General features: G+C 49.1%; 16 protein-coding genes. 12 read left to right on the top strand and 4 right to left on the bottom strand.

Annotated elements, in window-relative coordinates:
- The first annotated feature begins 160 nt into the window (after positions 1–160).
- The 5 genes from OZ401_RS14670 to OZ401_RS14650 all read left to right on the top strand — a co-directional run bounded on the left by OZ401_RS14670 (position 161) and on the right by OZ401_RS14650 (position 12,288).
- Positions 161–1,147 (top strand): N-acetylmuramoyl-L-alanine amidase, encoded by a 987-nt coding sequence (locus OZ401_RS14670; RefSeq protein WP_341471213.1) that lies wholly within the window; start codon positions 161–163, stop codon positions 1,145–1,147.
- 318 nt (positions 1,148–1,465) lie between these two features.
- Complete coding sequence (locus OZ401_RS14665) at positions 1,466–1,771, top strand: hypothetical protein (RefSeq protein ID WP_341471212.1); 306 nt, start codon at positions 1,466–1,468, stop codon at positions 1,769–1,771.
- A gap of 10 nt (positions 1,772–1,781) precedes the next feature.
- On the top strand, positions 1,782–8,258 hold the full coding sequence (locus OZ401_RS14660) for a tetratricopeptide repeat protein (RefSeq protein ID WP_341471211.1): 6,477 nt from the start codon (positions 1,782–1,784) through the stop codon (positions 8,256–8,258).
- A 199-nt stretch (positions 8,259–8,457) separates the two neighbouring features.
- A complete protein-coding gene (locus OZ401_RS14655) occupies positions 8,458–9,183 on the top strand; it encodes a tetratricopeptide repeat protein (protein ID WP_341471210.1) in 726 nt (241 codons plus the stop codon).
- Between the two features lie 18 nt (positions 9,184–9,201).
- Positions 9,202–12,288: a hypothetical protein gene (locus tag OZ401_RS14650; protein WP_341471209.1), complete on the top strand. Its 3,087-nt coding sequence runs from the start codon at positions 9,202–9,204 to the stop codon at positions 12,286–12,288.
- Between the two features lie 22 nt (positions 12,289–12,310).
- On the opposite strand, the gene OZ401_RS14645 is transcribed toward OZ401_RS14650, so the two are convergent.
- The 4 genes from OZ401_RS14645 to OZ401_RS14630 all read right to left on the bottom strand — a co-directional run bounded on the left by OZ401_RS14645 (position 12,311) and on the right by OZ401_RS14630 (position 16,808).
- Positions 12,311–12,727 (bottom strand): YccF domain-containing protein, encoded by a 417-nt coding sequence (locus OZ401_RS14645; RefSeq protein WP_341471208.1) that lies wholly within the window; start codon positions 12,725–12,727, stop codon positions 12,311–12,313.
- A gap of 3 nt (positions 12,728–12,730) precedes the next feature.
- Positions 12,731–15,376, bottom strand: a complete 2,646-nt coding sequence (gene clpB, locus OZ401_RS14640) for an ATP-dependent chaperone ClpB (protein WP_341471207.1) — start codon at positions 15,374–15,376, stop codon at positions 12,731–12,733.
- Between the two features lie 74 nt (positions 15,377–15,450).
- Positions 15,451–15,900, bottom strand: coding sequence for a riboflavin biosynthesis intermediates N-glycosidase (gene ybiA / locus OZ401_RS14635; RefSeq protein WP_341471206.1), 450 nt, complete (start codon positions 15,898–15,900; stop codon positions 15,451–15,453).
- 188 nt (positions 15,901–16,088) lie between these two features.
- Positions 16,089–16,808 (bottom strand): hypothetical protein, encoded by a 720-nt coding sequence (locus tag OZ401_RS14630; protein ID WP_341471205.1) that lies wholly within the window; start codon positions 16,806–16,808, stop codon positions 16,089–16,091.
- 196 nt (positions 16,809–17,004) lie between these two features.
- On the opposite strand from OZ401_RS14630, the gene OZ401_RS14625 reads away from it, so the two are divergent.
- The 7 genes from OZ401_RS14625 to OZ401_RS14595 all read left to right on the top strand — a co-directional run bounded on the left by OZ401_RS14625 (position 17,005) and on the right by OZ401_RS14595 (position 22,973).
- A complete protein-coding gene (locus OZ401_RS14625) occupies positions 17,005–17,916 on the top strand; it encodes an NAD-dependent epimerase/dehydratase family protein (RefSeq protein ID WP_341471204.1) in 912 nt (303 codons plus the stop codon).
- Between the two features lie 3 nt (positions 17,917–17,919).
- A complete protein-coding gene (gene lipA / locus OZ401_RS14620) occupies positions 17,920–18,864 on the top strand; it encodes a lipoyl synthase (RefSeq protein ID WP_341471203.1) in 945 nt (314 codons plus the stop codon).
- A 9-nt stretch (positions 18,865–18,873) separates the two neighbouring features.
- Positions 18,874–19,428, top strand: coding sequence for a hypothetical protein (locus tag OZ401_RS14615; RefSeq protein WP_341471202.1), 555 nt, complete (start codon positions 18,874–18,876; stop codon positions 19,426–19,428).
- Positions 19,425–20,015: a hypothetical protein gene (locus OZ401_RS14610; protein ID WP_341471201.1), complete on the top strand. Its 591-nt coding sequence runs from the start codon at positions 19,425–19,427 to the stop codon at positions 20,013–20,015. The genes OZ401_RS14615 and OZ401_RS14610 overlap by 4 nt, the downstream gene beginning before the upstream one ends.
- A 21-nt stretch (positions 20,016–20,036) precedes the next feature.
- Positions 20,037–20,315, top strand: coding sequence for an Lrp/AsnC family transcriptional regulator (locus OZ401_RS14605; protein ID WP_341471200.1), 279 nt, complete (start codon positions 20,037–20,039; stop codon positions 20,313–20,315).
- Between the two features lie 5 nt (positions 20,316–20,320).
- The gene (locus tag OZ401_RS14600; RefSeq protein WP_341471199.1) at positions 20,321–21,610 is read left to right on the top strand and encodes an O-acetylhomoserine aminocarboxypropyltransferase/cysteine synthase family protein; all 1,290 of its coding nucleotides are present in this window, start codon (positions 20,321–20,323) and stop codon (positions 21,608–21,610) included.
- A gap of 205 nt (positions 21,611–21,815) precedes the next feature.
- Positions 21,816–22,973 (top strand): L,D-transpeptidase, encoded by a 1,158-nt coding sequence (locus tag OZ401_RS14595; RefSeq protein WP_341471198.1) that lies wholly within the window; start codon positions 21,816–21,818, stop codon positions 22,971–22,973.
- Positions 22,974–23,079: the final 106 nt, after the last annotated feature.

The following is a 23,079-nucleotide window of genomic DNA, read 5'->3' as shown; positions in this document are numbered from 1 at the left end:
TTTTTCGGGTCTATTTCTCCGGGTCATTTCTAAAATTAGGGCTTGCCTATATTCCGTCAGGTGTTTTATTTGCACACTTGTATTATTTACCCTGAAGGAAATCCAAAATAAGGTAAGAAGTGCAGAGAACTTTTGGTGATATTCTCAGGAGGAGAAATAAATGGTCGCTTATTTGATTGATTACAAAGTTGAGTGGAGAGGTTGTTCGAACTTTTGGAGTGGTCGAGATGGCAATAAACTTGTGGCTATTGTTGACCATATTATGCAAGGTACGATGGAATCAACCGATAGTTGGTTTAAAAATCGGCGCAGCGATGCCAGTAGTCACTTCGGAGTAGCGCTGGACGGACGCATCTGGCAATGGGTGAAAGAAGATGATGCCGCATGGGGCAATGGTATCCCCGGAAACCCGGACACCTCAATTCCTTGGATTGCCGATTGCACCACGAAAAATATCAACTATAACAATGTTACTATCTCGATTGAACATGAGGGCTTCAGTGGTAAAGCCATGCCGGATGCTCAGTATTATGCCTCGCTCTGGCTGCATCGTTACCTGTGCAGCAAATACAATATACAGCCCAATCGTCAGTATATTATTGGGCATTACCAAATAGACAAGATTAATCGAGCGGCTTGCCCCGGTAACACCTTTCCTTGGAATAAGCTTATGAGCGATCTGGCTGGCTTGATACCTCCGGTCTCAATACCTGTGTTTACTCCACCCGTTGATACGCCCCCAATCACTCCAACTGATACCCCTCCAGTGACTACGCCACCAGTTACTCCAACCGATACCCCTCCAGTGACTACGCCACCAGTTACTCCAACCGATACCCCTCCAGTGACTACGCCACCGTCCACCCCACCTGCCGGGGTTGATTATAGCCGCTGGATAGAAGGCGTGACAGGTGTGGTCTATGAAAAGAGTGGTCCGCATTCAGTACTGTATAACAATACCTATGTGCGGTTACGTCCCTCGATTTCCTCTTATGACGGCACATTGTTGCGCACTCTTTCGCGTGGTGCCACGCTGAATTTTGTAGCTTACACCGATCTTGGTCCGGTCTATCAAAATAGCTCGCGTTGGTATCTAATTTCTGATGACAATAGCGGTGGCTGGGTAAACTCACGAATGGTGAGCTAATTCAGGTAAAATAGAACGAAATATATATTGACAAGCGTAATAGAGTCGGATTATACTCTCGAATAAGCTTCTGCTATCGGTCTCGTATTATCGTTTCGAAACCGGGTCCTCTTTTTGCAGTATCGGGTCCTCTCTTTTTTTTAACGGGTCTCCATTGTTTTATTAAACAAATTTCGGGTCAGGCTCTTTCCATTTCCTTTTAACCCTAGTAGATTTATCGGTTGGTTTAGTGCATCTTGCACTTTCCTTAGCCACATGTTTTATTCCTACTATGGTGATATTTCAATTGAGCCTGTTCGATTCAGGATGGGGTTTGATATGCAAGCGGTAAAGATAGTAATGGGCTGCTTAATTTTCATATTGGGAGTAATTGCATCCCTCTGTGGACTTTACATAATCTTAAGAAAAGAATATCAGGAAGCTGTTCGTACCCTTTCCTCACAAAGTCCCAAGCTGGCGATTAAATCACCGATGGAAGAATTGGTCAAGCCACTTGCCGATACATCAGTCCAACTAATGGAAACGCTCAATAAGCTTATCCAAACTGCGGTAGGGGTGGGTGCATTTTTGTGTTTACTTGGCTCTGGTTTGTGCATACTGGGTTACTGGATGATTTCGAATTAGGTGTAACAACATGGCATCTCCGGATAATAAAGAGCAAAAGAGCGAAATGGATATAACCGGTTGGCTGGAAAGTTATTACCGGTCGGTTGAAGGAACAGTTGCTAGTGGCAACCAACAGACTGCCGCGAGCTACGAACTATTTGCCTTCAACCTGAACCCGGAAGAAAGCGGCGATTTCGTTGCCCAGTTTGATCGCTTGCTGGCTTCGGTTGTTGCTAAACCCGGCTTGGCGCTGGACGAAATTGCCCGAAATAATCGCCGCGTGGTTTTGCTGGGTCGCCCCGGTAGCGGTAAATCTACTATGCTTCGCGATTTCTGGGTAAAACAGGCACAGCTTGCAAGGGCTACCTCACCCAATCCTGCCCCGCTACTCCCAATTTATCTAGAGTTGGAAAAAGGCACAAAACAACAGGATGTTTTCCAGAGTTCATTACAGGTTGCTTTGGCGCGTGCCGGTTCTGCTGCTGCCCCCGCAACCCTGTTCAAGCAAACTACCCCCTTATTGCTGATTGATAGCCTCGACCTCCTGGAACCGGCTGTTGCGCCTGCCTTTATGTATGCGCTAAACCGCTGGTGTCGTGATGAAGCTCCAGATGCACGAGTAATTATTACTTGCCGCTATCTTAGCTTTGCGCTATACCATCCTTGGTTCCGTGAAGAACAGCAATGGAACTTTTTTGGTGTTATTGGGTTAGCTCTCGAACAAGTCCGCAAAGTGTTGATTCCACGTCTGAGCGACACAGATGCGAAAATCCTTGAACAATCCGGGCTGATGTCGCTATTCACCAATCCGGCGCTATTGCGTTCCACACTTGAATCGATTCCGGCTTTCGCAAATTTAAGGTCGTTACTCCAATCACTCCTGAACACGATTTTCGATGGGAAAAGCGAATGGGCAACCGGATTGTTGCGTTGGCTAGGCTTTGCCGATGGGCATAGCAAAGAGATAGAACCGGAATGGCTGGATAGAATGCTGAACCTCGGCATTTTCGAGAAGCATCCGGTTGCCGGTTGGACTCGCTTGCTTGAACCGTCCCTTAAAATTGCGTTGGGCGCATGGTATAGCCTTGCTGCCAGCCACGAAGCTTTGCCCGCTACCCTTGAAAGAGTTTTGTCAGGACTCGACAAGAACGAAGCTGCAAAGTTGACCCGCTTGCTCTACAGTCTTACCAGAGCGGATGAACGGCATAATCTGTTCGATGCTATATTGGGAAATAAGCCGGATTCTGAACGCCTCAATATGGCGTTCGGCGCTGGTCAATCCGACCCCGATTTATTGGAGCGTTTTGGTGAGTATCTTACCCGTAAAAGTACCGAAGCGCCCGAATTATTGCGCTCTTTTGCAACCATAAACGAAGCTAACCCTTCTCACCAACGTTTGCGTATTGCCGAAAAAGCCCTTGAATTACTACTCCAAGACGGGCATGCCGATGATACTTTGCACCTGAATCTTGCTCGTGTTAAGGAACAATTGGGCAAGCGCGAAGAAGCGCTGGATACCTTTATGAAACTGTCCCGTCCGGGTAGCGTACCTGCGCTTGAAGGCGAATTAGGCGCGGTGCGGTTGTTATCCAAAGGTGGTTGTACCGAGCAGGCTACCAATCGCCTAGAGGAAATGCGGCGTAATCTTCAGGAATATCAGGCTGAAATTGACCACCAAACTGCTCTGCTTTATCGCGATCAGGGCAATCATGAAGAAGCGTTGGTTTATGCCAAACGTGCCGGATTTAAGGGAAATCGCCCGCAACGCGCCGCTGTTTACCGTCACAACATGGCGCAAATCTTGGCGAAACTCGGCAAAAATGATCGCGCTGAGCAAGAACTCACTGAACTTATACTCGAATCCCCCGATTTTGCAGAAGCCTATTGTGATTTAGGTAAGCTTCAACTGGAACGTGGTGATACCACAAGCGCACTCAACCATTTCAAGCGTGCAATCGAGTTGAACGGCACTTCCTCGCGGTATCTCTATGAGATGGGTCGCGCATGGCTGGCGGAAGGTCGCTATGACGAAGCCTTTCAGTATTTGCAGGCAGCCGTAGATAAAGAAGATGTTGAACCGGAATATTTCACCCTGTTGGGTCTAGCTGCCTTGAAATTGGGCAAAGCCGCTGAAGCGCGTGAAGCCTGTAGTAAAGGATTGAGCGAGCTTAAATCCGAGATGGGACGGCTTAATCCAGAAACCTTAATCTATCTGGCGGCGGCTGAATACAATCTTGGTAATTATGCCGAAGCTTCTTCTGCCCTATTCCGAGCTACCGAACTTGAACCGGCTAACCCTTTGTTGCATCTGATTTCTGGGGTTGTGACGGAAGCAGGTGGTTATATGCTACTTGCAGCAGAAAGTTATCGCAAAAGCATTAATTTAGCTTTAACCGACGAACATGCTCCGGTGGGACACGTAGCAGTTTTGCACTTGTCGCGCCGTATGCGTCAGGAAGGGCAGCACCTAGAGGCTCAGGAAGTGCTGGCAGATGTAAAATCTAATACGCCTGAAATCTTGCATGAAAAAGGGTTGTTGGCATTAGAGCAGAAACGCTACCGTGATGCCGCCGATTACTTTGGGCAGGGGATAGCGCAATTGAATAAAGTCGCCCCGCCCTTATCGCTGCTCACCCTATTTTCTCAGCCGCAAGAGCTTGTCTTTGAATTGCCTTTCCGGCAAGCAATTGCCTTGCGCGAACAGGGGCAACATACGCAGGCACAGAAGATGCTGCGCGCTTTGTTGGCAGAGAAAGAGAAGAATAATAGCGCGGATTTACCGCAACGCCGCGCGGCTATTCACCACCAACTTGGCAAGAGTATGCTGGAACAACAGAATTTGCGCGAAGCTTTGCCCTTCTTGCGAGTGGCGGCAGCGGACGTTCCGAATAATGCCGAATATCGTCTCTCGCTGGCAAAGGGTTGGCTCATCGGTGGCGATTTTGAGCGTGCCCAGAATGAGTTGAATGCTGCCCGCGACCTTGCGCCTGACATGCCCGAAATTTACGCCGAGATGGCAGAATTGCAATTGGCGAGTCGCAAGCTCGATACACCTACGTTATTAACTACGCTGAATTTGTACCAGAAGGCGTTGAAGTACGCGCCAAACAATTCTGTTTATCTAGCACGTGCTGCTCTGCTTGCTTATCGCCTTGAATATCGTAACCAATCCGCCGAGATGGTACAACGTTTATTGAAACTTGCCCCGGAAATGGCACAAGCGCATTTGCTGGCAGCGTGTTTGGCAGAGCGTTCAGGCGAAATTGAAAAGGCGCGATCTGAGGCAGCGTTAGCGGTTAAAGCTCCCGAAAATCCGGGCTATTATCTGGTGGCAGCTCGCCTTGCCCGTAAAGCCCGCGCTTTCGACCAAATGGAACGCTATTTTGAACCCCTGAACGAACGCAATCAGTTGCCTCTAGCTTTACAGGCGGCGCTTCGTTATGAAGAGGGGGAACGCGCAATGGCTGAAAATCGCCAACTGGAAGCGGCTGGCTTTTTCCGTCTTGCCATTGAACTGCGCCAACATGCCGAAACTGAAGATGCTCCTCGTCGCTTGGAAGATATTTATTATGATGATGAGGGGAATTTCGAAGATGAAAGCGCCGCGCTCGAAGCTGCTTATCGCATGGATTACGCCCGCGCTCTACTGGAATTAGGTAAACTGGAACAAGCGCATACCGAACTCGATGCGATTATCAGTCTCAATCCTGATAGTGCAAAAGCTCATTCCTCCTTAGGTGAGGTACAGGAATTGCTGAATCTGAGCCGCGATTCGCTGCTGAGCTTTAAACGCGCCGCCGATCTTCGTCCTACTCCTTCAAATCTCTACCGCTTGGGGCAAGCATATCTTAAAAGTGAGGGCGAGTCGCAAAGAGCAATTGAGCATTTAGAACGTGCCGCAAGTCCTGAAATGGCGAACCGAAGCGACTATCATGCTGCCCTTGGTCATGCTTATCGTCAGGCAGCCCGTTTTGGCGAGGCACGCGCTGCTTATACTCGCGCTCTGCAACTAGACTCCCGGAATCCAGAATTGCATATGGCGGTGGCGGATACCTTCCTTGGAGAGGGTGATCGCTTTGCGGCAGTGCAACCTTTGCAGGAAGCGGTTCTCAGTGCACCCGATAATCCGGCTTATCGCTTTGAACTGGCAGCTTTATTTGAAGAACTGGGCTGGTTACAGGAGGCCTCTGCCGAATACAAGCAGGCTACCGAACTAAGCCCTACAGAAGCCAAGGCGTGGTTGAAGAGCGGGGAAGTGCTCATTCGCACCGGTAAGATTGATGCTGCTCGTAACGCTCTAGAAAAGGCAGTGGCACTGGAAGATCACAATGCAGCCGCGCGTCATGCTTTGGGCAAATTGTATCTGGACTCGTTCGGTTCGACTCAGAAGCTTTCCAATATATTGCCCCCCGATTTAGCGGGAATGTTCGGAACTTTGCCCGGTGTGGATACCAACGAATCGAAGAATGGGACTCCTGCGCAGGAGAGTAATGCGCCCGACCCGGCTTCGTTGCAAAAAGCGCGGGAGCATTTGAGTCAAGCAGCCGCGCTCAGCCCTCAAACTGAAGAATATTTGATGGGCATGGCTCAAGCCGAGTTCCTGACCGAGAATTACGAAACTGCCGAAATTGCTTGTCAAAATGTGCTGAGAATAAACCCTGATAATTACGAGGCATCGCTATTACTGGCGGAGTCGAGTTTGAGGTTAGGGCGACCCAATCCTGCTTGGAACGCAGCCCAACAAGCCATCAAACTTTACAAGCACCGCGAGGATGCTTGGTTGCTGGCAGCACGCGCCGCTTCTATGGGTGAACGTGAGGAACGGGCGATTGATTGCTTGCATTTATATCTCAAACTAAACAAAGGACAGATAGTTGGTCCGCTTGCCTACATATTGATGGCGCGCTCATATCTTGCTTTGAATCAAGCCGAAACTGCGCTTGAACAAATGGAACATGCTCAGGCGCGTATGAAAGCAATGTTTAGCTCTCCCGGCTATGCTTTTATGGCGTTGCAGGCGCGTATTATGCGGCAGTTGGAGCGCGGCTCTGAAGCTCTCGATTACTACCGTCAGGCGCTACAACTTAACCCGCAAGACCCTGCCCTGCATAATGAGATGGGTGAGGCTTATCTTGAGCAGCAAAAACTTGAAGATAGTGTCAAAGCCTTCCGACAGGCTTTGCAGATTGAGCCGAACAGCCCCATTTATCATTACAATGCCGGAGTAGCCGCCTTGCGCATTGCTACAACACCGGGTCAATACTCGCGGAGGGCTGAAGCTTACCGTCAGCAGGCGATTGATTTCCTCAGCAAAGCTACTCAGCTTGACCCTGAGATGGCAAATTACTGGTACGATTTGGCACAGTCATATTCGACCATAACCGATTATCGTCAGATGAAAAAGGCGCTTGAACAAGCAATTTCTCGCTCTGCTGCCTTCGAAAGTGCGGATGCGCCCCAAGCAAAATATATGCGCTTTTATGCTTTCACCTGCCTGAAACTAGGCGAGAATGAAGAAGCGCGTGAGACCTTGCAGAAATTATTGGAAGCTCTGCCGGATGACCACCAATCGGTGAACGATCTGGGTGAAATTGCCTTACTCTCCGGGCGTTACAGCGAAGCGTATAACTTCTTCCGACGTGCCGAACATTTGGCAAACGACCATCCGCGCTATCTCGCCAATATGTCGCGTGCCTTACTCAAAATGAACCGTTTGCACGAAGCGCGTGAATTGGTTGAAGATGCCCTGAAGTTTGGGGCAGACGATCATTATGTGTTGCATCAGCATGGGGCAGTGTTGCTAGAAAACGGCATGGCAGATGTAGCGCTTGACAAATTGCAGGCGGCTGCCGAAAAAGAGCCTTCCAATCCTGAGTTTCGCTATTATCTGGGAAGGGCATATCTGGAACTGAACCTACTACCTCAAGCTGCCAATGAGTACATGGATGCGGTGCAACTTGCGCCGAATCAGCACCGTTGGCACGCTGAGTTGGGTGAAATCTATTTGCAAGAACGTGCTTATCTGCATGCTTTGGAGAGTTTTCGGGTAGCGGTAAACCTTGACCCTCTGAATATAGATTATCGCTATAACATGGCAATTGCGCTTGGCGCAAATGGTGAGTTGCAACAGGCTATTCAGGTGGCGCGCGAAGTGCTAGATCAAAAAGGCGAGCGCGTGGGGGCTGAGTGGCACTACTTGATCGGGCGGTTGCTCTGTGAGTTGGGACGTTATGATGATGCGCAGGGCTATTTCGAGTATGCAAACCAGTTACAGCCTAACAACCCGCACTATAAAGTTGATTTTGCTCGTATCAAACGCTTGCGGGGTGGTCCAATAGAGGATGTACGCACTTTGCTAGAGGAAGCGGTCGAAGCTTTCCCCGGTGACCCGCATTCTCTGCAAGAGTTCGCTTATCTCCAAGAGATGGAGGAAGACCTAGAAGGGGCACTCCAAACCATGGAGCGGGGTCTTTCTGACGTTTTAGAAACAGTTCGAGCATCCTAATTTGCAACGAAGGTGTTTTTGCTCACTCACCTTCGTTGTTCCTCATAAGCTTTACCGGGTTCCTGGGACATTTGGGGGTAGACTCACAATCTGTTCGGATAGAGAAGATTTATGTAGCTTAGGTTTACATCCTTAAACCTTATTCCTTTCTACCATGCCGCATGTCCGGCGCAGGAAAAACGGAGGAGTTTACAGAATTATGGCATTTGATTTATCTAATCTGGCGAAATATTTTGCTACAAGCAGCAACACAGATCGCAACACAAACTGGCAGGCTAACGACACCCCTCAAACCGGACAATATAGTCGGGATTTTCTGTTAGGGTACTTGCTCCATTATTGCCGCTTGACTAACCGCATCAAGCGACAGGGTACTATTCCGATTCTGGAAGCTTTACTGGAAATTGAACCTGAAAATGGTGAAATTTATTATCTGTTGGCGCGTCAGTACGAGCTTATCGAGAAAATCCCAGAGGCGCTGGAGTGCTTTGAACAGGCGGCGGCTTTGCGCCCTGATAAACCGACCTATATGTTGGCGGCAGTACGCGCGGCTTGTTACCTTGGCGAACGCAGCAAAGCGCTGGCATTGGTGGGAACAGTTATTTCTGCGTATAACTTGCCGGAAGCCTATTACGAGCGCGGCTTGATTTATGAAGCGGATGAGAATTGGGATTGGGCGCTACGCAACTATGAGTGGTGTACCCGACTTGACCCTGAAAACCCGCATTATCATTGTGCCGAAGCTCGTATGAACCGCTTTTTGAAACGCTACACTATGGCTAAACGAGCGGCATCAAAGGCGTTGCGAATAGACCCTGAATTTGCCGAAGCACACGAGGAGTTGCGGCAAATCCCTTTCTTCGACCAGTTCATTGATATGTTCCGCAACGAAAAGCTGGAAAAAGAAGCTATACAAGCCGGGTAAACGGGATACAGGTACAAAATGACAGCGACTCAAAGTTCTGCGCTCAGACTCGAAGTCAACTTATTTGATGGGATTACACTGGTTAGCCTCCTGTTACGTATGGGACATAGTTCGGAGGCTGCCAGTCTTGCCCGTCAGTTGATGGTGCATTTTCCACAGGCGTTACCATTGCATGTAGCGGTGGGGCGGGCGTTATCTATAGAACCACTTCCGGGGGAGAACGCCCGCCGCGCTGCTTTTCATCTCAGGCGCGTGTTGGACGCTGACCCGGATAACTGGCGTATGCGACTTGAAACAGCATTGCTCTATCTGCGCAGCGGTACTGCTAACCACCAGCGTGCCGGAGAAGAATTATGGCTGGCGGTACAATCTGCGCCGGATAACTTGTGGCTGCGTCGCTGGTTGGAGAAACTTCCAGACCATCCTGCTTTTGCCCCGGCGCGCCGCTGGTTAAAGGCAGTTGAGCGCAACACCGAACCAGAACCGGGCGATCTTTTTGAAGATGATGCGGGTGGGTTGGCGCGGCTATATTTGCGTCGGCGCATGCCTTGGATGGCTATCCAGTACTTTGAGAAGGCGCTAAACCGTTTTGCTCATAACCAATCTGCTCCTTTGAGTCTTAAGACCGGGCTACTTCTGGCTTTTTGCCAGAACGATGAAGAGAAACGTGCCAGTGCGCTTGCCAGCGAATTATTACTAGAACAGCCTCAACTAATTCTCCCTCGCTTGTTCCTGACCTCTTTTCTGGGTCGCAGTTCGCTGAGCAAGAATCATGAAAACTTGAATCGGATACTTGAGCCAGTTTGGAAAGCCGATCCTTTTCTGGAACGTGCTACCGAAATGTTGGATGGGGCAGGCTTTACCATGCCTGAAGGGTTGTGGGTTCCGCGAGGGGCGATGGAACAGGGTAGCGCAATTCCGGTAAGAATCTCACTTGAAACCCTTGATCCGATTTGGTTGGAAGACCTGCTGAGAACTGCACGTCGTCAAGAAGACGCGCGGCGTGAGGTGGGCTTTAACCTACGACAGGCGGATGAAGCGCCTGTTATCGGTTTGAATGCGCTGAGTGCTGCGGTAGAACCAAAAGGTGATTCTGGTTCGGACATCAGAGAAATTGCGGCAAAACTGGCTGAGGTGGAGAGCTTGCTATATGGGAAACCAAAACCGCCTGAACCGGTAGTGGCAGTCCCAAAGGGTGGCGCAACTACCCAGAAACGCGGACGGTCAGCAAAAGCAACGGACTTTAACCTTGCGCTTCCCCGTGACCATAAAACTGGAATACTGGAACAGACTACCGTTTTGCTGGTCAGTAGTGAACGCAATTTGCTTTCCAAATACGGTACAAACGGCTACGCCCAAATTAAAGACATGCTGCAAGAACTAGTGCAGGTTATGCGTCGGCGCGGTTTCGATAGTCGCTTGCTCATGGTGGATAGCGGCAACTCTTTACGCGAGAACGGTTTCGATTTCCTCGACCCGGTGCGCGCCCACGAGCCCGAACTGGTTTGCAGCCTTATAAACGCTGCCTTGCCGGGTGAAGCTAAATCCTCGACTATCAATGTGGTTTTCATCATTGGTGGACCGGATATAATTCCATTCTGGAAACTTTCCAATCCAAGTTTCGATTCTGATAGGGAAGTTTTCAGCGATAACCCCTATGGTTCGCAGGACAGCACTTACCTTTTACCCGAACGCATTGTGGGACGTTTGCCGGATGATGGTAGGGGTGATCTTTCATTCTTCTTGCGCCGCTTGCGTGAGGTTGTAGCTCGTCAGCGTGCCGATTTAATCGCTCCCAAAATTGCGCCTTCCTTACCGCTTCGAGTGATGGATAATATTTTGCCCGCTCGCGCTCGTGCCGGTTTGCAGTCCATAGAAAACGGTTTGCAGTTCGAGCAAAAATGGTTCAAATCGGCTTCCGGTGAGAAATTTCTGGACAAGAATGCTGCCGCCCGTTGGTCGCCTTTCTTTTATAGCGCGGAAGCTTGGAAGCGCAGCACCGATACCTTACGCAGCTTTATCAACTCGGATTATCCGGTTACGCTTTCGCCTCCTACCAATGCCGGTTCGTTAAACCCTAATCTATTGCGTTCAGCCCGTCTTTTGCACTTTAATCTGCATGGTTTCCGCGATAACCCGAACTGGTACGGGCAAGCGCAGGGTGGTCGAATTATGCCCTCCCTCTCTTCGCTGCCTCTGGCTTACACCCCCTCCCTATCCTCGGAACTCGAAGCTGCCGGGGCGGTGGTGTTCTCAGAGGCTTGCTACAGTGGCAACCTGATTAACAAGGGTGTAAACGATAGTATTGCGCTTTCTTTTCTGGAGAGAGGCGCGGCGGCAGTGGTCAGTTCCACCGTTATCAGCTATGGTTCGGCAGGACCTGAACTTTCATGCGCCAGCCATCTGGCATATTATTTTTGGAAAGGAATTTTGCGGCAGGGTTATTCTTTCGGGCAAGCGTTGCAATCTGCCAAAACCGAGTACACCCGCGCTCGCCTTGCGGCAGGGCATAACCTGACCGGAGATGATGCCAAAACCCTGCTCGAATTTGTAATGCTAGGTGACCCAACTATTGGTTTGCGTGCTACCGGACCGAATTTCGTTTCAAATATGCACGACCCACCGTGGGGTGAACATAGCTCGATTCAACCAAAGGGTTGGTTTTTAGGCAATCGCGAAGAAGATTTGAAACTCAAGGATATGGCTCGTGGTTGGTGGGATAAGTTAGTGCGACCCCGCGCGAATTACCAACCGATTCAATATAACCGCTTGCCACCCGACCTTTTGCAAAAAATCGAGCGAGTGCTGGAATGGCTTTTGCCTGAACCGGTTTCTAACGATGCTGAATTAATTCAGGCGCTGGTTGATATGAGCGGAGATTATCGTCGTCCCGGCTCAAATTCTGCTCGAATACTACGTAAAGGCGGAGAAGGCGCAGCAGATTCCGGCACGCCCGATTTTATCGGTGATAGTGGGCAAGTGCTGCTGTCCGGGCAACGTTCGCTCAACACCGAAGATGGCTATCGCTATCGGCAGACCTTTCATCTTGCTACCGATTTTGAAGGAGAGCAGATGAGCCTGAATCTTTCGCGAGGCAGGGGTTAAACTCCCCTGCCCCAAATCCCCTTTACAGAAAATATAGACGAGGGGTTACAAAGAGCATCGCAACGCCCAATGGCAATCCGATTAGAGTAATGCACATCGTTATCGCCAACGCCAACCAAATTGATCCCAACCAACAACCTATAAATAGAAAGTAGAGCAGGCGCACCGCTAACGATGGATGCGGGTTGTAACGCTGATAGTAATAGCGATACTCGTGTCTGATTCGCTGCGTAGGATAAACAGGTCGGTGATAATCAGCCGCTCTTTGGTAGTAAACTTGCGGCGGTGTCGGGTAAGCAACCTGTGGCGGAGTATAGGTTGGACGATTTACAGGCGCAGAGTTGGAATAGTAGCCCTCCGGCATCGGTGTAGGTGCGCTCTCACGCCCAACATAGGACTCTTCAGGATTGGGCCATTTGCTAAATCCATTCGGATTCATAACTTATCCCTCCTTGTTTTTGCTGGCAAAACGCAAAGTGCGTTCGGCAATCGGAACGCCGATTTTTTCGTCCCCCAATACCAGAACAGTTTCTCCATCCTTGAAACGCCCGCCCAATAATTCTATCGCCAATGGGTCTAACACCAATTGTTGGATAGCGCGGCGCAAAGGACGTGCCCCGAATGCAGGGTCATAACCCACTTCAACCAGAATTTCGCGAGCTTCGGGCGAGATTTCCAGATTAATTTTGCGGGTTGCCAATCTTTTCAGCAGCATTTTCAGCTGAATATCTATAATAATGTTAATTTGTTCTCTTCCAAGCGGTTTGAAGACAATAATTTCATCAATCCGGTTCAGGAACTCAGGTCGGAAATGCCCACGCAACGCAATCATAACCGCCTCGCGCATTTCTTTGGAATTAGCCGGGATGCCATTTTGGGTCATTTCCATGATGCTGTCGCTACCGAGGTTTGAGGTTAGGATGATTACCGTATTCTTGAAATTCACGGTACGTCCCTGACTATCGGTAAGTCGCCCGTCTTCTAGAATTTGCAGCAGCATGTTAAATACATCCGGGTGAGCCTTTTCCACCTCGTCAAACAGCACCACAGTATAGGGTTTGCGGCGTACTGCCTCGGTAAGTTGCCCGCCTTCCTCGTAGCCCACATAACCGGGAGGCGCACCCACCAGACGGGCGACTGCCGCCTTTTCCATATATTCACTCATATCAAGGCGTACCATCGAATGCTGATCGTCAAACATGAACTCTGCTAAGGCGCGTGCTAGTTCGGTTTTACCCACGCCGGTAGGTCCAAGAAACATAAAAGAGCCAAGCGGACGATTGGGGTCTTGCAAACCGGCACGAGCGCGGCGAATCGCATCCGCTACCGCTTTCAAAGCCTCTTCCTGCCCTACCACGCGCTGTCGCAACCGTTCTTCCATATTTAGAAGCTTGGTGATTTCGCCTTCCATCATACGGCTGACCGGGATGCCGGTGCGCCTCGAAACAATTTCGGCGATTTCTTGCTCATCTACGTTTTCGCTTAACAAGCCGTTGCCCTGTTGCACCTCGATCAATTTGGCTTCCTGTTCTTTAAGTTGCCATTCGAGCGTGCTGAGTTTGCCGAATTTAAGCTCGCTGGCTTTGGCGTAATCGGTTTCGCGTTGAGCTTCTTCTACTTCGCGCCGAGTCTGTTCTATTTGTTCGCTCAATTCGCGAATCTTCTCAATCGCCTGTTTCTCGTTTTCCCATTGCAGGCTTAGTTGGTGGTCTTTCTCGCGCAGGTTCGCCAATCTTTGCTCAACTTCCACCAGTTGCTCGGCACTTTCGGTATCCAGTTCCTTCTTTAAGGCTTCCCGTTCCATTTCTAGCTGAGTATTATCGCGGCGCACTGCGTCCAATTCACCCGGCAAGCTATCAATTTCGGTACGCATGCGGGCAGCGGCTTCATCAATCAGGTCAATGGCTTTATCCGGCAGAAACTTGTCGGTAATATACCGCTGGCTTAATTCTACTGCCGCCACCAGCGCCGAATCCGTAAATTTTATGCCGTGATGCACTTCGTACTTGTCCCGCAAGCCTCGCAAAATACTGATACTATCCTGTATGCTCGGCTCGTCTATCTGAATAGGCTGGAAGCGGCGTTCTAACGCGGGGTCTTTCTCGATATTCTTGCGATATTCATCCAGCGTGGTTGCTCCAATCAAGTGCAGTTCACCCCTGCTCAACGCCGGTTTAATCATTTGGCTGGCATCCATCCCGCCATCACCGCTACCGCCCGCGCCCATAATCATATGAAGCTCATCCACAAAGAGGATGATTTTGCCATCGGCTTGCTCGACCTCTTTCAGTACCGCCCGCATGCGCTCCTCGAACTCGCCTCGATAACGCGCTCCCGCTACCAAAGAGCCTAAATCGAGCGAAATCAGCTTTTTATCCTTGAGCGTAGTTGGCACATCGCCCCGCACAATACGCTGCGCCAGTCCTTCCACAATGGCGGTTTTGCCCACACCGGGTTCGCCTACCACCACTGGGTTATTTTTGCTACGGCGGCTCAACACCTCAATTATCTGTCGCATTTCCTCATCACGCCCGATAACTGGGTCAAGTTTGCCGTTTTTAGCCCGTTCGGTGAGGTCGCGCCCATATCGTTCTAGGGTTTGGTAAGATGCTTCCGGGTTTTTGTCCACAATGCGCTCAACTTTAGGTCCGCGAATGCTGCTCAGAATGCCAAAAATAGCGTCACGGTTCACCCCTTCCTCGCGCATAATACGCCCCGCTTCATGATTAATCAGCGGTGAAGCCAACGCCATCGCCAAATGTTCGGTGCTGACGTAATCATCCTTCATGCGCGAGGCTTCATCCTTAGCCTGAGTCAGCACGCGCTTAGTGGCAAGCGAAATAACCGGATTTAGCTTTTCAATAAAAACTTTGGGCAATCGCATCATCGCTCCTTCCAACCTTACCTTGATTCGCGCCGGATTTGCGTTGAGCTTGCTAATGATACGGGTGGTAATGCCATCGGATTGTTCCAGCAATGCTAGTAGCAAATGTTCCGGTTCAAGCTGGCTATTGTTGCGCTGCTCGGCAAGGGTATGCGCCGCTGCCATTGCTTCTTGCCCTTTTTCGGTCAATTCTTCGAGTTTCATTCCGGCTCTTTCTTATTTTATAATTAGATTGCTTGTTTATAGTCAGACACTGCCAAGCACACTTTTGTTTCTACTTAACCCCTTGATTTGCTTCTTAAAATCTCGCGTGTTTCCATTAAAATAATACCCAGCATATTTTTACCATCGCCGCGTGAACCTCGTCCCCAATAATAATCTCCAGTTGTATTTTCAACCAGCGTAGCGTTAACGGTAGAAAGCAAAATCTCACGAATATCGGCGTGTGTTTCAAATTTAGTCAGCACTGCTTTTCGCATAACCTCGTCTTTTATAGCTTCCCAATCGGAGCGAAGGGGGAAATCGCGCCGCCGTCCGAAGTTGGCGGCATCTTTGGGGGTGTAAGCAATTCGCACTTTTTCCTCGTAGGGTGTTCCGGCGAATTTTTGCGCTTGAAAGTAATGTTCGCTGGTTTTCCACCACTTCCCATTCAATTCAAAACCATGCGGCGAGAAGTTCGAAAAGCAGCCATAGGGGATTTCGTGTATGCTATAAAAGAGAATTTCCATTGTGCCTGTTCTTAATTATTTTGAATGTGCCATCTTTATAAACTACGCAGCAACAGCTACAAGGTCTCAAAATAAAACTCTCAATTTAATTATGACAGCATATTGCACTACATACAATTGGTATTTGGTCGAAAAAAAGCCTCTTCCCAGCTTTGGGAAGAGGCTGCGAATATTGCGATAATGCACCGCTAGGAGGGCGGGTCAATGTTGATCGCATAAATTTTGAAATCCTCCAACTTGCTCTGGTTTCCTTCGGGTATTAGAAGAACTTGGAAGGTGCTGGATTTTCCATCCTTGAATTTCATCTTACCGCGCAATTCGGTTGTAGCTAGATTGCCGGTGCTATTTACGCTAATATACCAATCAAGCTGAAGACTATCATAATTTTTCACTGTGCTATTATTTGCGAAAGTTGCCAACTCATCTCTGGATACAACAGTGGCAGAAATAGTGGACATCTTGCTTACATCGCCGGAAACGGCAGCCTTCATATACTGGTCAATGCGCCCCTCAACCTGACCTTTGGCAAAAAATAGCGTACCAAGCGTAGCCGAGAAAAATACCGCTATACAAGCGACAATGGCTATCACCGGAATCAGGATAATCAGCAGACAACCCCACCAAGGCAACCCGCCTTTCTTCTGCGGAGGAGGAGGTGCTGGATAATAGCCCGGTGGTGGTGCACCATATCCATATTGCGGCTGCCCTTGCGGTGGCATTCCATAAGGTGGTTGTCCTTGCGGCGGCATTCCGTAAGGTGGTTGCCCTTGCGGTGGCATTCCGTAAGGTGGCTGTCCTTGCGGCTGTCCCCCATAAGGTGGTTGCCCTTGCGGTGGCATTCCGTAGGGTGGTTGGTCAGGTGGTTGACCACCATATGGAGGTTGTCCGGGCGGCGGTTGATTTGACATAATAAACCCTTCTTTCTTCACAAGCAAGCTAATTGAACGTCTGAATTCAGCATATTATGAAAATGAAACACTGGCAAGCTATTAATCCGAAATTGCGACCACAATATAATAGTTGTATAATTTTTCGACAATCAACATAGTCTTAACGGTTAGACCCGTAAACAGTTGCCTTTGTTACAGGTAAAAGAGGTCGGTTATGCAAAAAACGATACTGGTAACCGGTGGAGAAGGCTTTATCGGCAGAATGGTTTGCCGAACTTTGCTGTCTTCCGGTCTGGCTGTTGTTTCGTTGGATTTAGCGCCTTATGCTGATCGTGCAGGGGAGGTAACGTTTTATCAGGGTAATATCAGCGATAAGGCAAGCCTGACTACTCTTTTTCAGGAAAACAAGTTCAATTGTATTATACATCTGGCTTCCCTACTTAACTCAGCCTCCCGCAATAATCCGGTAGCTGCTACAAGGGTTAATATTCTAGGTAGCCTGCACCTGCTGGAACTGGCGCGAGATTATCAAATACCGCGCTTTATTTACGGTAGTTCTATCAGTATTTACGGTTCTTATCCGCCTTCTCAGGTGGTTTCAGAGTCCAATCTCACTCTACCTGAAGATGTTTACGGAGCGTGCAAGTATTATGTAGAAACGTTGGGTAAAAGCTTAAGCTCTCAGTATGGCTTTAACTTTGTAGCTTTGCGAATCGCAACGGTGCTTGGAGCAGGTTCGATTGTCACCTCGTCACCGTGGCGCGCGGAGCTTTTCGGGAAGGCAGCTTCCAATACACCTGTTGTGGTACATATCCCGTATAGAGCCGATCAGAGGTTTCCCTTTGTCCATGCCGAGGAGGTGGCGGCGGTGTTGGAAAAACTGGTTAATGCCGAAGAAATTCAGCATGAAGTTTACAATACTCCGGCAGAGACATGGGAACTTGGAATGCTCAAGCACTTTCTTGAACAGTTAAACCCCAATATTACTATAACATTGGGTGAGGCGATGGTAACCGGATTCCCCACTATGATAAGCGGCGAGGTCTTACAGCAAGAATTTACTTATACACCTACGCCTTTAAAAGAACGCTGGTTGAAGCAATTAGAAGTTTTGCAAGGGAAGTAATATATGCCTAGACGTACCATAGAGATTATTCCGCTGGTAAAAGGCGATGAAGTTTACCAGAAGGCGACCCCGCACCCGGTAGATTTGCCACGTGAAAGACGACCGGAGTGGCTCAAGAAAAAGTTACCGAGCGACCCTAACTATTTCGCTCTGAAACGCTTGATGCGTGAAAAAGGCTTGCATACCGTTTGCGAGGAGGCGAATTGCCCCAATATCACCGAGTGTTGGACAAACCGCACCGCCACTTTTCTCATGTTAGGTAATATTTGCACCCGCGCTTGCGGTTTTTGTGATGTGATTAGTGGTAAGCCTTTGCCACTTGATGAAAATGAACCACGCGAGGTGGTTGAGGCAGTGAAAGCGTTGGAACTAAAGCATGTAGTAATTACCAGCGTGAACCGGGACGACCTATCCGAAGGTGGGGCGCATATTTACGCCGAAGTTACACGGCTGATTCATCAGGAAGTACCCGGTTGCCGGGTGGAATTGCTCATCCCCGATTTTGTGGGGAATTGGGATGCCCTCAAAATGGTGTTGGATGCTCATCCCGAAATCCTTAATCACAACACCGAAACAGTGCCGCGTCTCTATCGCCATGTACGCCACAAAGCCCGCTATCCTCGCACCCTTGAATTGCTGCGACGCGCCAAAGATTTGGGGCAATCCTACAATGTAATTACCAAAACTGGAATGATGGTAGGATTGGGCGAGACAAAAGAAGAACTAGTCGAAGTTATGCGCGACCTGCGTGAGGTGGATTGTGACGTGCTGACGCTAGGGCAATACATGCGTCCTTCGCCAAAGCATCTGTCAGTCGAGCGATATTATACCCCAACGGAATTTGAGGAACTCAAAGAAGTGGCGCTGTCATTGGGCTTTAAATATGTAGAGAGTGGTCCGCTGGTGCGCAGTAGTTATCATGCACACCAACAAGTGCCGAATGCTTAGGACGAAGCCGTGTTGCTGGTAAAACCTGCGCCACCGCTTGCAACAAAAGCAACGCAACCTTTTCGCTGGTGGTTTTTGCTGTATCTAGTGGTACAGAACGCACTGGTCATGGCGGGTTTAGACTGGCTCTTTGCATGGCTGTTGCATGGGAAATTTCCTACGCTGAGTACATTTATACTGGCGGGAATTATAGTGGCGCTAACCGTGGTGGGCTATATAACCGCTACCAACTCGGCGTTGCGCCCGAAACAACCGTTGCGTCCGGAAATGGAATTGACGCTTGAAGCCGATAATCTCACCCTGCGCTACTTTAATTATCCGCACGAAACGGTACAATGGCGAGATGTGGCGTTGCTAGAGTGGCAGGAGGGTAACTTTCCACCTATGGCAGTTATGCAACTTTACCCGAATAGCGCCTTATACAAAGCGCGTGCTGCTGCCGACCGTCCGCTCTTTGTAGTGCTAGAGCTGACTGGATTTGAAATTCGCGCCCACGCGCTTTACGAGCAATTAGAGCAACATTGGCGCGCCGCCAAACAAAGTAGGAGTAATTCACAGAAGTGATCATAAAACCGGATAATCGTTTTACCCGTCGTTTCGCATTGATGGCGCGTGTACTCCCTGCCACCGTATTTGTGTTGTTAGGCGGGGGGCTTTTATACTATACCACACTTGGTTTGCTATCCGGTTCGAGTAACGATGGTTGGGTAGGTGGCTTGGTGAGCTTTGCGCTTGTGGGGCTGTTGTGCTTCTTGATGAGCATGATGATGTCACGGCGGGGCTTTGCCCGTTTGCTGGAGCGCATATCCACGCGCCTCTCGCCCGAATCCATCCTTTTCGACAATCACTATTTCGGAAGCGTAGAATTGAACTGGAATGATATAACAGACGTTAGGCTGTGCGAGGAAAAAGGCAATGAGGGGATATTTTTCAAACTGGAAACTGGCAGCAATACCGCACAAGACTTTGCCGATTTGCTATTGCGGGGTAAGGATTTAGAGCGGGCGCAGGGCTACCAATGGCGTATGACTCCCGACCTATATGATCGTCCTGCCGCCGAAATGTACGCCCAAATAAGTCGTTACTGGCGCGAACCGTCAGCCCGCCATGAATTAGCTGAGGAAATCAGCCGGGAAGTTACCCGCAAATAATTTACTTAAGAGGATAATAATATGATACAAGCGCTAATTTTGATAAATGTAGAGCGGGGCAGTGTGCCGCAAACCGCTCAGCAATTGCTGAAAATTGACGGGCTATATGAAGTTTTTTCGGTTACAGGCGAGTTCGATTTGGTAGCATTGGTACGGGTTAAGGAATACGATGACCTTGCCAATGTAGTAACTGCTAAAGTAGCCCAAATCCCGTCAATTATACATACAACTACGATGGTGGCTTTCAAGGTGTACAGCCGCGACGACATTGAACAGAGCTTTAATATAGGGGTGGAGTGATCATAATGGCAGAAGATCGCAAATTCGGTTTTAATACCCGCGCCCTGCATGCTGGGCAACGCCCAGACCCTACCACCGGGGCGCGTGCCATGCCCATTTACCAAACCACCAGCTATGTGTTCGATGATACCGAGCATGCTGCCAACCTGTTCGCCTTGCAGCGTTTCGGCAATATTTATACCCGTATCATGAACCCAACTACTGCTGCTCTGGAAGAGCGGGTTGCCTCACTGGAAGGTGGGGTTGGAGGGCTGGCGTTAGGTAGTGGGCAGGCGGCGCAATTTATCACTATGTTTACGTTGCTGAACGAAGGCGATGAAATCGTTTCTAGTAGTACCCTCTACGGCGGTACTTATACCCAGTTCGACATCAGTTTCAGGAAGTGGGGCATAAATACAACTTTCGTTGACCCGGAAGACCCTGAAAACTTTCGCAAAGCCATTACTCCGCGCACCCGCGTGTTATACGCCGAAACGCTCGGCAATCCCAAGATAAATGTGTTGGACATCGAAGCAGTGGCAAAAATCGCGCACGAAGCGGGTTTGCCGCTGGTAATAGATAATACCTTCGCCACCCCCTACCTGTGCCGTCCGATAGAATGGGGCGCAGATTTGGTGGTTCATTCTGCTACCAAGTTCATCGGCGGGCATGGAACGAGTATCGGCGGAATCATTGTGGATAGCGGCAAATTCGATTGGGGCAACGGCAAATTTCCCGGTATTACCGCACCAAGCAAAGGCTATCATGGCATCCGATTCTATGAAACCTTCGGGGATTTCGCTTTTATCATGAAAGCGCGAGTAGAGAGTTTGCGCGATATGGGACCCGCTCTATCGCCTTTTAACAGCTTCATGTTCCTGCAAGGTCTTGAAACCTTGGGTTTGCGAATGGATCGGCATGTGGCAAACACACTGGCGGTGGCGGAATACTTAAATGAGCATCCGGCGGTTTCGTGGGTAAATTACCCGATGCTTCCAGCCAGCCCATACTATAAACTGGCGCAAAAATATTTACCCAAAGGAGCAGGCGCAATCTTTACCTTTGGTATCAAGGGTGGACTGGCAGCCGGACGCAAGTTTATCGAGAGCGTACAACTACTGTCGCACCTTGCCAATGTAGGAGATGCCAAATCACTGGTAATACATCCTGCCAGCACTACCCATCAGCAAATGAGCGAAGAAGAGCAATTGGCTGGTGGTGTTACTCCTGACATGGTGCGCATCTCGGTGGGGTTGGAAGATATTGAAGATATACAGTGGGATTTAGCGCAGGCGCTCGAAAAATCACAAAAATAGTGCGATTAACCTAAAAAACTGCTATACTATTAAGTGGCGTCCAAGCTCGGTGGATTGCCGTTTTTATATCAAATTTGCAAAATATATTAATATTGGATTTGCGCTTGACTCCTGCTTTTGGCAAGAAGATTAATCTGCTTGTATATAAAAAGCCCTGTCTAGGTTTAAGCGAAAAATCGGAAAATAATAACTGGAGGTTTCACCGGTGTCCTTACTGGCTAAACAATATCGCTGGTTATTAGCGTTTGCCCTTACGCTGATATTTGCCAGTAGCGTTAGTACGACCTTTGCGGCTTCGGAGTCAAGTTCAACTACTTCTGCACTGCAGGTTAATCAGGTTAAATCCTTCGTACCCACTATACCCTACGCTAATAATTTTTCGCCGACCCCCAACCCGGATAAAATCTATTTTTCCGATTGTGGGCACTACCTCAGTTATGGTTTCTTGAAGTTCTGGCAAATGAACGGCAAATTCGACTCGTTTGGCTGTCCTGTAACCGATGAAATTACCGAGAATGGGCGCACGGTACAGTATTTTCAAAAAGCGCGTATGGAGTATCATCCTGATTTAGCCGGGACACAATGGGAGACAAGTCTAGGCTTGCTCGGCACGGAATTATATTCAGCTTCTTCACCGGAAGAACGCGCTAACCCGGCTTACCAACCAATCACCGCTTTCCCAAATAGCGATACGCGGGTTTACTTTGAACCTACCAAACATAGTTTGGGGGGGGGCTTCCAGCAATTCTGGAATGCACAAGGCGGTTTATACTTTTTCGGTTATCCCATCAGTGAGGAATATCCTTTGCTGGTAGGCGATACATGGGTAGCGGCGCAGGATTTTGAACGGGCACGTTTCCTATTCCATCCTAGCTTTGGGGTGAAACTGGCAGAACTCGGTCCGTTGGCGGCGGCAGCCCGCAATGTAAGTACCAAAGCAAGTGGGCTTGATCCGAGCGTAATGTCGGTAACCAAAGATACTTCCATCTGGGAACATTGGGTGGATGTAAATCTGACCACTTTTAATGCTACCTTTATGGAAGGCGATACTCCGGTCAAAACCATATTAATTATATCTGGTAAGCCCGGACACGAAACCCCAGTAGGTACTTTCGCTATCTTCCGTCGTGTTCCGAACGAACATATGAAGGGCGGCGACATTGGCAGTGAGGATTATTACGATCTGTACAATGTGCTGTACACTCAGTATTTCACCAGCGAAGGGCATGCGTTACACTACGCTTGGTGGCGTTCCTCTTTTGGTTATCAGGCAAGCCATGGCTGCGTTAATATGGGTCTGGACGACAGCTTTTTCGCTTGGAACTTCCTTAGTATCGGCTCACACGTGAACATTCATTTCTAAAACTAATACGGCTTATAGGCTATTACCCCTTGCTACTTTAAAGGCAAGGGGTTTTTAATTGACTCTAAGCTTTTCATCCCATATAATCGTTAGGCTAAACCTAAAT

The sequence above is a fragment of the Candidatus Chlorohelix allophototropha genome (assembly GCF_030389965.1).
Lineage (GTDB): Bacteria > Chloroflexota > Chloroflexia > Chloroheliales > Chloroheliaceae > Chlorohelix > Chlorohelix allophototropha.
This window is presented reverse-complemented; position numbering and strand designations above follow the sequence as displayed.

Bases quoted from the DNA above. Each gene is read 5' to 3' on its own strand.
- OZ401_RS14670 (WP_341471213.1), top strand. From the start codon at position 161: ATGGTCGCTTATTTGATTGATTACAAAGTTGAGTGGAGAGGTTGTTCG.
- OZ401_RS14665 (WP_341471212.1), top strand. From the start codon at position 1,466: ATGCAAGCGGTAAAGATAGTAATGGGCTGCTTAATTTTCATATTGGGA.
- OZ401_RS14660 (WP_341471211.1), top strand. From the start codon at position 1,782: ATGGCATCTCCGGATAATAAAGAGCAAAAGAGCGAAATGGATATAACC.
- OZ401_RS14655 (WP_341471210.1), top strand. From the start codon at position 8,458: ATGGCATTTGATTTATCTAATCTGGCGAAATATTTTGCTACAAGCAGC.
- OZ401_RS14650 (WP_341471209.1), top strand. From the start codon at position 9,202: ATGACAGCGACTCAAAGTTCTGCGCTCAGACTCGAAGTCAACTTATTT.
- OZ401_RS14645 (WP_341471208.1), bottom strand. From the start codon at position 12,727: ATGAATCCGAATGGATTTAGCAAATGGCCCAATCCTGAAGAGTCCTAT.
- clpB (WP_341471207.1), bottom strand. From the start codon at position 15,376: ATGAAACTCGAAGAATTGACCGAAAAAGGGCAAGAAGCAATGGCAGCG.
- ybiA (WP_341471206.1), bottom strand. From the start codon at position 15,900: ATGGAAATTCTCTTTTATAGCATACACGAAATCCCCTATGGCTGCTTT.
- OZ401_RS14630 (WP_341471205.1), bottom strand. From the start codon at position 16,808: ATGTCAAATCAACCGCCGCCCGGACAACCTCCATATGGTGGTCAACCA.
- OZ401_RS14625 (WP_341471204.1), top strand. From the start codon at position 17,005: ATGCAAAAAACGATACTGGTAACCGGTGGAGAAGGCTTTATCGGCAGA.
- lipA (WP_341471203.1), top strand. From the start codon at position 17,920: ATGCCTAGACGTACCATAGAGATTATTCCGCTGGTAAAAGGCGATGAA.
- OZ401_RS14605 (WP_341471200.1), top strand. From the start codon at position 20,037: ATGATACAAGCGCTAATTTTGATAAATGTAGAGCGGGGCAGTGTGCCG.
- OZ401_RS14600 (WP_341471199.1), top strand. From the start codon at position 20,321: ATGGCAGAAGATCGCAAATTCGGTTTTAATACCCGCGCCCTGCATGCT.